We start from the raw sequence: 9,473 nt of genomic DNA, 5'->3' as shown, positions 1-9,473 counted from the left end.
GTCCGGGTGCCAGGGGGGGGGGGGGCCGGCCCCCCGACCCGGGGCCCTCTCCCTTCGTGCGCTCACAGGATCTCCTCGTGCGAAATGCAAAGTTTGCGCAATCCGCAGGAACCCCTGTGTCTCTCCATGCCTCTAAGGGGACGTGCACCGTAAACGGGGAGCAACACGGAGACAGGGGATCTCATGCAACAAATAACTCGAAGGGGACTGATCGGCCTGGGGCTTGGGGCCGCGGCGGCCGCGGGACTGTCCGCGTGCGGCGGGCCGGAGGGCGGGCCGCGCGGCGAGGCCAACGATCACGAGCCCGCCGGCAAGGCACGTTCCCAGTCCCCGGAGGGCAAACCGCTCGGGGACGGTTCCACCGCCTACACGGGCAAGCAGCCGCATCAGCCCCCGGCGCCGATACCGCTCGAACCCGGCGAGATACCACCGCAGTTCGTCATCTTCTCCTGGGACGGCGCGGGCGAAATCGGCAACGGCCTCTTTCCGCGGTTCCTGAAGCTGGCCCAGGAGCACGACGCGAAGATGACCTTCTTCCTCTCCGGCCTCTATCTCCTGCCGGAGTCCAAGAAGCGTCTCTACCGTCCGCCGAACAATCCCGTCGGCGCTTCCGACATCGGCTATCTCAAGGACGAGAACATCAAGCGCACGCTGAAATACGTGCGTCAGGCCTGGCTCGACGGCCATGAGATCGGCACGCATTTCAACGGCCACTTCTGCGCCGGCTCCGGCTCGGTCGGCAACTGGACCTCCGCGCAATGGCGGGACGAGATCCGCCAGGCCAAGTCCTTTGTGCAGCAATGGCGTACGAACACGGGCTGGACCGATCTGCCGCCGCTGCCCTTCGACTACGACAAGGAGCTGGTCGGCGGACGCACCCCGTGCCTGCTCGGCCAGGACAACCTGCTGCCCGTCGCGCGCGAGCTCGGCTGGCGCTACGACGCCTCCTCGCCCGGCGGCCGGCAGCGCTGGCCGGTGAAGAAGCAGGGGGTGTGGGATCTGCCCCTGCAGGCGATGCCGTTCCCGGGGCACTCCTTCGAGGTGCTCTCGATGGACTACAACATCCTCGCCAACCAGTCGCAGAACTCCACCAAGGCGCCGCCCGCCAACTATCCGCGCTGGCGCGAGCAGGCAACCGGGGCGTATCTCGCCGGGTTCAACCGTGCGTACGAGACAAATCGGGCACCCTTCTTCGTCGGGAATCACTTCGAGCAGTGGAATGGCGGGATCTATATGGATGCCGTCGAGGAAGCCTTGAAGAAGATTGCCGACAAAAAGGACGTGAGGCTCGTCTCCTTCCGGCAGTTCGTGGACTGGCTCGATGTCCAGAAGCCCGAGGTGCTGGCCCAACTGCAAGCGCTCGACGTGGGCCAGAAGTTCCCGAAGGGCCGGGACAAGGCCGCCTGAACTGGGTGTTCCGCGGCTTTCGGGGGGCGGCCGAAACCACTGAAACGGTCATGCGAAACTTTTCACATGACCCATGGACGTCCTGCCTCCCGACGTGCCCTTTTCGCTGCGGGGACCGCGCTCGCCGCACTCGCGCTGAGCGCATGCGGCGACGGCGGTACGCAGGGCGGCGGCGGGGACACCAACTTCGTGGCCGGCAAGAGCGGCATCTCGGTCTCCGAGAAGGGCGAGCGCGCCGCGGCGCCGGACATCAGCGGCGAGACCCTCACAGGCGAGCAGCTCAGCCTCGCCGACTACAAGGGCAAGGTCGTCGTCATCAACACCTGGGGTTCGTGGTGCGCGCCCTGCCGGGCCGAGGCCAAGTACCTCAAGCAGGTCTCCGAGGCGACCAAGGCCAAGGGCGTGGAGTTCGTGGGCATCAACACCCGCGACCCGCAGAAGAGCTCGGCCGTCGCCTTCGAAGAGGACTACGAGATCGCGTACCCGAGCCTGTACGACCCGGCCGGCAAGCAGATCCTGAAGTTCCCCAAGGGCAGCCTCAGCCCGCAGTCCATCCCCACCACGATCGTGGTCGACCGTGACGGGAAGATCGCCGCCCGCTTCCTCGGCCCGGTCAGCGACAAGCGCCTGTACGAGATGATCGACCCCGTACTCGCGGAGAAGTGACGCACGTGCACGCCCTCGCCGCGGCCACCGACCCGAACTCCACCGTGCTCGGGGGAGCGCTGCTTCTCGCGATCCCGATCGCGCTGCTCGCCGGCCTTGTCTCGTTCTTCTCGCCGTGCGTGCTGCCGCTCGTCCCCGGCTACCTCTCCTACGTGACCGGGGTCACCGGCGCCGATCTGGAAGAGGCCAAGCGGGGGCGGATGGCGGCGGGGGCGTCGCTGTTCGTGCTCGGGTTCACCGCGGTGTTCGTGTCGTTCGGTGCGCTCTTCGGCGAGTTCGGCAGGACGCTCCTCGAGCACCAAGCGGTGATCACCAAGGTGCTCGGCGCGCTGACCATCGTGCTCGGCCTGTTCTTCATGGGCGCCATGCCCTTCCTGACCCAGCGCGAGTTCCGCTTCCACAAGAAGCCCACCGCGGGTCTGGTCGGCGCCCCCATGCTCGGTGTCCTCTTCGGCATCGGCTGGACCCCGTGCATCGGCCCGACGCTCTCGGCCGTCCAGACGCTCGCCATCACGGAGGCGAGCGCCGGCCGCGGCGCCCTGCTCACCGTCGCGTACTGCCTGGGCCTCGGGGCGCCCTTCATACTGGCCGCCATCGCCTTCCGCCGGGCACTCGGCGCCTTCGCCTGGGTCAAGCAGCACTATGTGTGGGTGATGCGGATCGGCGGCGCCATGCTGATCGTCACCGGCCTGCTGCTCGTCACCGGCGCCTGGGACCGCATCGTGCAGGAGATGCAGGTCTGGACTTCCGGCTTCACCGTGGGGATCTGACAATGAGCAAGACGGACACCAGCCCCGACGCGGCGGCCGAGGACCTCGGAGCCGCGGGCTCGCAGTTGTCCACCGCCCCCAAGGAGGAGCTGCCGAATCTGCCCTCGCTCGGCGTGGTCGGCTGGGTCCGCTGGTTCTGGCGGCAGCTCACCTCGATGCGGGTCGCGCTGATCCTGCTCTTCCTGCTCTCGCTCGGCGCGATCCCCGGCTCCCTGGTCCCGCAGAACAGCGTGGACGAGCTCAAGGTCGAGCAGTTCAAGATGGCGCACGAGACGCTCACGCCGATCTACGAGAAGCTGCAGCTCTTCGACGTCTACAGCTCGGTGTGGTTCTCGGCGATCTACATCCTGCTCTTCATCTCCCTGATCGGCTGCATCGTCCCGCGCACCTGGCAGTTCGTCGGCCAGCTCCGCGGCCGCCCGCCGGGCGCCCCCAAGCGGCTGACCCGCCTTCCCGCGTACACGACCTGGCGTACCGAAGAAGCTCCCGAGGACGTACGGGAAGCAGCGCTCGAGCTGCTCAAGGGCCGCCGCTTCCGCTCGCACATCGAGGGCGACGCGGTCGCCGCCGAGAAGGGCTACGCGCGCGAGGCCGGCAATCTGCTCTTCCACATCGCGCTGATCGTGATGCTGGTGGCCTTCGCCGTCGGCGTCCTGTTCAAGTCCGAGGGCGGCAAGCTGGTCGTCGAGGGCGACGGCGGCTTCGCCAACGTCCTGCCGCAGTACGACGACTTCCGGTCCGGCCCGCTCTTCGACAACAACAACCTCGAGCGCTTCAGCTTCCAGCTCGACGAGTTCGAGGACGACTACGAGCGCAGCGGCCCGGGCACGGGCACCGCCCGTACCTTCAAGGCCCACGTCACCTACTCCGAGGGCGTCGACGGGCCCGCGAAGAAGAAGGCGATCGAGGTCAACTCGCCGCTCGAGGTCGGCGACTCCACGGTCTACCTGATCGCCCACGGCTACGCGCCCGTCGTCACCGTCAAGGACGCCCGCGGCAAGGTCGTCTTCAGCGGCGCCGTCCCGCTGCTCCCGATCGACGCCAACATCACCTCCACCGGCGCCATCAAGATCCCCGACGGCTACCGCAACAAGGCCGGCGAGAAGGAGCAGCTCGGCTTCAACGCCTTCTTCGTCCCGACCTTCGCGGGCCACGGCAAGGGCGACATGCTCTCCCAGTTCCCCGCCCCCGACTTCCCCGTCCTGGCGCTGTCCGCGTACCACGGTTCGCTCGGGATCGACTCCGGTCTCCCGCAGAACGTGTACCAGCTGGACACGACCAAGATGAAGGAGTTCAAGGACAAGAACGGGGACCTGCTCAAGCAGCGGATGCTGCCGGGCGAGACCATGAAACTCCCCGGCGGCCAGGGCTCCATCACGTACGAGAAGGAGCTCAGGGAATGGGCCTCCTTCCAGATCAAGCAGCAGCCGGGCAACATCTACGCGCTCGCCGGAGCGGTCGCCGCGATCCTCGGCCTCGTCGGCTCGCTGTTCATCCAGCGCCGCCGCGTCTGGGTCCGCGCCGTGCGCGGTGAGGACGGCGTCACCGTCGTCGAGATGGCCGGCCTCGGCCGCAGCGAGTCGGCGAAGGTGCCTGAGGAGCTGGGCGACCTGGCTGCCGTGCTGCACGCGTCCGCACCCAGTGCGCCCGAACCCGAAGACCCCACCGAATCCGAAGCTGTTCCTGCCGAAGGGGCTGAGAAGTGAATCTCGCCGCCGCCACCAACGAGAACCTGGCGAGCATCAGCAACACGCTGATCTACTCGTCGATGGCCGTCTACACCCTGGCCTTCCTCGCCCATATCGCCGAGTGGGTCTTCGGCAGCCGCAGCAAGGTCGGCCGTACGGCCGCGGCCCTCACCGAGCCCGAGGCCGCCCAGGCGCCCAAGGTGCAGGTCCGCAAGGGCGGCAGCACCGCCGTCCTCGACCGCCCGGAGGTCGTCACCCGTTCCGCCGCCGGCACCCGTGACGTCCCCGACGGCCCCGGCGCGCACGGCGGTACGGAGAAGGGCGACATGTACGGCCGCATCGCGGTCTCGCTCACCGTGCTCGCCGCCCTCATCCAGATCGGCGGTGTGGTCACCCGCGCCCTGTCCGTGATGCGGGCGCCGTGGGGCAACATGTACGAGTTCTCGATCACCTTCTCCGCGGTGGCCGTCACCGCGTACCTGGTGTTCCTGGCGCTCGGCAAGAACGTCCGCTGGATGGGCCTGATCCTCGTCACGACCGTCCTGCTGGACCTGGGCATCGCGACCAAGTGGCTCTACACGGCGAGCGACCAGCTGGTCCCGGCCCTCGACTCGTACTGGCTGTGGATCCACGTCTCCACCGCCATCTTCTGCGGCGCGGTCTTCTACCTCGGTGCCGTCGGCACGGCCCTGTACCTCTTCCGCGACTCCTACGAGAGCAAGCTGGCGGCCGGCGGCAAGCCCGGCACCTTCGCGCGCTCGGTCCTGGAGCGGCTGCCGTCCGCGGCCTCGCTCGACAAGTTCTCGTACCGCATCAACGCCGCGATCTTCCCGCTGTGGACGTTCACGATCATCGCGGGCGCGATCTGGGCGGGCGACGCCTGGGGCCGCTACTGGGGCTGGGACCCCAAGGAGGTCTGGTCGTTCGTGACCTGGGTCGCGTACGCCTGCTACCTGCACGCGCGCGCGACGGCGGGCTGGAAGGGCCGCAAGGCCGCCTACCTCGCCCTCTTCGCCTTCGGCTGCTTCCTCTGGAACTACTACGGCGTCAACATCTTCATCTCCGGCAAGCACTCGTACGCCGGGGTCTGAGCCCTTACGGTCCGACAAGGCCGGTTCCTGTGACGCGGGTCACGGGAACCGGCCTTTGCCGTACGGACAGGTGAGGGGATGTGGACACACTTCTGCGAAGACGAGTCCGGGCCGGGGAGCACGCGGCCTTCGGCGAACTCTTCGACGCCTACGACCGGTCCGTCTACAACCACGCGTTCCGCCTCACCGGCGACTGGGCCACGGCCGAGGACGCGGTGTCGCTGACCTTCCTGGAAGCGTGGCGGCTGCGCGCCAAGGTCGACGAGGAGGGCGGTTCGCTGCGGCCCTGGCTCCTCGGCATCGCCACCAACGTCGTCCGCAACTCCCGCCGGGCCGCCCGCCGTCACGCCGCCGCGGTCGCCCGGCTGCCGCGGCGCGGTCCGGAGACGGAGGTACGGGACTTCGCGGACGAGGTGGCCGCCCGCATCGACGACGCGGCTCAACTCGCCCTCGTACGCACCGCGCTCGAGGCCCTGCGCCGGCCCGAGCGCGAGGTGCTCGCACTGTGCGTCTGGTCGGGGCTCGATTACGCGGCGGCGGCCGACGCCCTGGGGATACCGGTCGGGACCGTACGGTCCCGGCTCTCACGGGCCCGTACAAAACTCGCGAAAGCATTGGAACCACCCGCGGTGCACGGACAGGTAAGAGGAGGCCGCATCCCCGCGGCCGAGGCCATCCAGGAGGGGAACCGATGAACGACTTCCCGTCCCTCCCCGAGAGGGATCTGCCGGAGGGCCGCCGACACCTCCTCAAGGAGCACCTCTTGAACGAGACCCGCGGTGAGACCCAGCAGGAGGAGGCCCCCCCCGACCCCCGCCGCAGGGGGCCGCCCCCGCCCTCCGCGGGGCCCGCGCGGGCCGGGGCGCTCGCCCTCGCGGTGGTCGGCGGTATCGCCCTCGCGGGCGGTGACGGAGGCGCCGGGGGTACGCCCGGCACCCCGGGCGCCAAGGACACCGGCGTCGCGGCGGACGGTCCGGCTCCGAAGACCGCGGCGCAGCTGCTCGACCGGGTGGCGACGGTGGCGTCCGAGCAGGACGCGGGCACCGTCCGCGACGACCAGTACGCGTACATCAAGACGAAGGCCGCCTGGGGCGAGAGCGAGATGTGCGAGCCGCTCGAGCTGGGGCCGGTGAAGACGCGGGAGGCGTGGATCCCCGTGGACGGCTCCGGCCCGCTCGTGTTCCGTACGGACGGTGGTCCGGTGGAGGCCGGTGAGACGCCGACGCCGGGCATCCCGTCCAACACGTACTACCGGCACTTCGAATCCCTGCCGACCGACCCCGCCAAGATGCTCGACTGGCTGTACAAGGCGACCGAGGGCGGCAACAGCCTCAAGCCGGGCGGCAAGACCGTGGACCATAACGCCTTCAGGCTCGTGGGCGACCTGGTGAACGAGTCCCTGATCCCGCCGAAGACGGCGGCGGCGCTGTACCGCGCGGCCGCGAAGATCCCCGGCGTGGAACTCGTGCCGGACGCGACCGACGCGGTCGGACGCAAGGGGATCGCGGTCGGCCGGGTCGACGAGGCGTCGGGGCTGCGCGCAGAGCTGGTCTTCGATGCGAAGTCGTACGCGTTCCTGGGTGAGCGCGGAGTCCTGACCAAGGACGGCGACGGTGGCAGTGTCACGGAGCCGGACGGCACGGAGAAGCAGTGCCCCGGTACGCCCGCGGGCACGGTGACCGCCAACACCGCCGTGCTCGGGCGGTCGGTCGTGGACACGGCGCCGAAGGCGGACCCGTCGACGGACAAGAAGCGGCGCCCGACGGGCAAGCCTGTGCAGAAGTCCTGAATCGGCGGCACGCTGGTGTCATGACCGAGTTCATCGAACATGGCACCAGCACCACCGAGGGGACCACACAGACGCTGCACTTCGTGCTGAACCTTCCGCACTCCGTGGAGCGCGTCTGGACCGCCCTCGTCAGCCCCGGCGAGCTGCCCGGCTGGCTGGCCGCCGCCGATGTCCTCGAACCGAGGCTCGGCGGCGCGGTCACGCTGCGGTGGCTGAACAACGAAGAGGAAGGCGTGCACTCCGGGCACGTCACCGCCTGGGACGTGGAGCGGATCGTCGAGTACACCATCGATCTGCACGGCCGCTGCCGCTTCCACCTGGAGCACGCGGGCCCGGACGCCCCGGCCACGACCGTCCGCTTCACCAACGAGTTCGAGGGCGACGACTCCCTGCGCCTTGACTGCCTGGCGGGCTGGCACAACCACTTCGAGTTCCTGGTGGACGCGCTGGAGGGCCGGCCGAAGGACTGGTCGTCGTGGAGCCTGGACCGGTGGAGCGAGCTGCGAACCGCGTACGAGAAGGGGTGAAGGGCGCCCGGTTCGCGGGCAGTCTGGTTCCGTGACCCCACGGATCCCCACCCTCGACCTGCGCCCCTGGCACACGGGCGACCCCGCCGTACGCGACGAACTCGCCGCCACCGTCGACCGTGCGCTGCAGAGCGCCGGGTTCCTGCTCGTGACCGGGCACGGGATCGACCCGGACCTGCGCACCCGGATCCGTACGGCAGCAGGGGAGTTCTTCCGGCTGCCGGCCGGGGCGAAAGCCGCGTACTCGGTGAAGGTCGGCGAGCGCGGCTGGCTGGGCCCGGGCGCCGAGGCCAACGGTTACGCGGAGGGCACCGAGACCCCGCCCGACCTCAAGGAGTCCCTGTCGTTCGCGGCCGAGGCTCCGACGGGGGACGCGGCCGTCGACGCCGAGTGGTTCAAGCCGAACACCTGGCCCGCCGAAGTCCCGTCCCTGCACGGTCTGGTGGACTCGTATCTACGGCAGATGCGCACCCTGTCCGACCAGCTCCTGGAGCTGCTGGGGGCGGCGCTCGGCGAGCCGGAGGACTTCTTCACGCGGCACACCGGGCACCCCACCTGGGGCTTCAACATCAACTGGTATCCGGCGCGCGACGTGGTGGGCGAGCCGCAGGAGGGCCAGTTCAGGATCGGTCCGCACACGGACTTCGGGACGGTGACCGTGCTCGACCGGCAGGACGGCAAGGGCGGGCTTCAGGTCTACACGGACGACGGCTGGCAGGACGCGCCGTACGATCCGGCCGCGCTGACCGTGAACATCGGAGATCTGATGGCCCGGTGGACCGGCGACCGCTGGCGCTCCGGACGCCATCGCGTCCTGCCGCCGCCCGCCGACGTACCGAGCGAGGAACTGATGTCGCTCGTCTACTTCTACGAGTGCGATCCGGGGACCCGGGTCGCGTCGCTGCCCGCGCCCACCGGCCGTACCGCCTACGAGCCCGTGGACTCGCACACGTATCTGCGGGCGAAGCTGGACGCGATCAGCGTCGAATAAGCCGAAGGCTCACAAGGAGAGTCGAAGGCTCACCAGGAGGGCGAGAGCTCACTTGCCGGGCTCGTCCTTGGGTGTGTCCTCGCCGCCGCCGTCGCGCTTCTTGAGCTCCTCCTCGCGGCGGCGCAGGTCCGCCTCCCAGTCCTTGAGGACGGACTCGTCCTTTTTGTTCTCGTCCTTGATGGACTTCAGGAACTCGGGATTGTCGTCCGGCGCCACCCACGTCGTGCGGTGGCTGCGGTGCCACTCCGAGGGGGTGCGGCCGCCCTGCGGAGGCGTGCGCTGCTTGCCGGCCGCGAGCCAGACGATCGGGCCGACGACCCAGAACAGAAGGATGATGAAGACCCAGGCGATCTTCGGCAGGTGCTTGGCCTCGTCCTCGGGGGTGTTCAGACAGTCGATGAACGCGAAGATCGTCAGTGCGAGCGGGATCAGGATCATCAGGATCCGGAGCATGGTGTGCGCATTCCCCCTGAAGCGATGGCGGGGCGGGCCTAGCCGCCCCCGGTGACGGGGCCAGGGTAGCGGGTGCCGGATACTGGGACGT

General features: G+C 69.2%; 10 protein-coding genes. 9 read left to right on the top strand and 1 reads right to left on the bottom strand.

The features are described from left to right. Window positions 1–183 precede the first annotated feature (183 nt). The 9 genes from JAO81_RS16250 (at window position 184) to JAO81_RS16210 (ending at window position 8,929) form a co-directional block, all read left to right on the top strand. Window positions 184–1,407, top strand: a complete 1,224-nt coding sequence (locus JAO81_RS16250; RefSeq protein ID WP_199548561.1) for a hypothetical protein — start codon at window positions 184–186, stop codon at window positions 1,405–1,407. Window positions 1,408–1,473: 66 nt separating this feature from the next. Continuing rightward, on the top strand, window positions 1,474–2,073 hold the full coding sequence (locus tag JAO81_RS16245; protein ID WP_199548560.1) for a TlpA disulfide reductase family protein: 600 nt from the start codon (window positions 1,474–1,476) through the stop codon (window positions 2,071–2,073). After that, window positions 2,070–2,843: a cytochrome c biogenesis protein CcdA gene (locus JAO81_RS16240; RefSeq protein ID WP_199548559.1), complete on the top strand. Its 774-nt coding sequence runs from the start codon at window positions 2,070–2,072 to the stop codon at window positions 2,841–2,843. The genes JAO81_RS16245 and JAO81_RS16240 overlap by 4 nt, the downstream gene beginning before the upstream one ends. A gap of 2 nt (window positions 2,844–2,845) precedes the next feature. Then, window positions 2,846–4,549: a cytochrome c biogenesis protein ResB gene (locus JAO81_RS16235; protein WP_199548558.1), complete on the top strand. Its 1,704-nt coding sequence runs from the start codon at window positions 2,846–2,848 to the stop codon at window positions 4,547–4,549. Further along, the gene (gene ccsB, locus JAO81_RS16230; protein ID WP_199548557.1) at window positions 4,546–5,622 is read left to right on the top strand and encodes a c-type cytochrome biogenesis protein CcsB; all 1,077 of its coding nucleotides are present in this window, start codon (window positions 4,546–4,548) and stop codon (window positions 5,620–5,622) included. Before JAO81_RS16235 ends, ccsB begins: the two co-directional genes overlap by 4 nt. 80 nt (window positions 5,623–5,702) lie before the next feature. After that, a complete protein-coding gene (locus JAO81_RS16225) occupies window positions 5,703–6,317 on the top strand; it encodes an RNA polymerase sigma factor (protein WP_307813421.1) in 615 nt (204 codons plus the stop codon). Continuing rightward, window positions 6,314–7,411, top strand: a complete 1,098-nt coding sequence (locus tag JAO81_RS16220) for a CU044_5270 family protein (RefSeq protein WP_199548556.1) — start codon at window positions 6,314–6,316, stop codon at window positions 7,409–7,411. Before JAO81_RS16225 ends, JAO81_RS16220 begins: the two co-directional genes overlap by 4 nt. Window positions 7,412–7,431: 20 nt before the next feature. Further along, window positions 7,432–7,938 carry an SRPBCC domain-containing protein gene (locus JAO81_RS16215; RefSeq protein WP_199548555.1) on the top strand — a complete coding sequence of 169 codons (507 nt, stop codon included), beginning with the start codon at window positions 7,432–7,434 and terminating at the stop codon, window positions 7,936–7,938. Between the two features lie 31 nt (window positions 7,939–7,969). Beyond that, on the top strand, window positions 7,970–8,929 hold the full coding sequence (locus tag JAO81_RS16210; protein ID WP_199548554.1) for an isopenicillin N synthase family oxygenase: 960 nt from the start codon (window positions 7,970–7,972) through the stop codon (window positions 8,927–8,929). Window positions 8,930–8,977: 48 nt separating this feature from the next. On the opposite strand, the gene JAO81_RS16205 is transcribed toward JAO81_RS16210, so the two are convergent. Beyond that, window positions 8,978–9,382, bottom strand: a complete 405-nt coding sequence (locus JAO81_RS16205) for a PLD nuclease N-terminal domain-containing protein (protein WP_199548553.1) — start codon at window positions 9,380–9,382, stop codon at window positions 8,978–8,980. Between the last annotated feature and the right edge of the window lie 91 nt (window positions 9,383–9,473).

Origin of the sequence: Streptomyces sp. N35, assembly GCF_016464295.1 — a bacterium.
Classification (GTDB): Bacteria; Actinomycetota; Actinomycetes; order Streptomycetales; family Streptomycetaceae; genus Streptomyces.
Note: the sequence above shows the minus strand (reverse complement) of the source record. Positions and strands in the feature narration are given on the sequence as shown.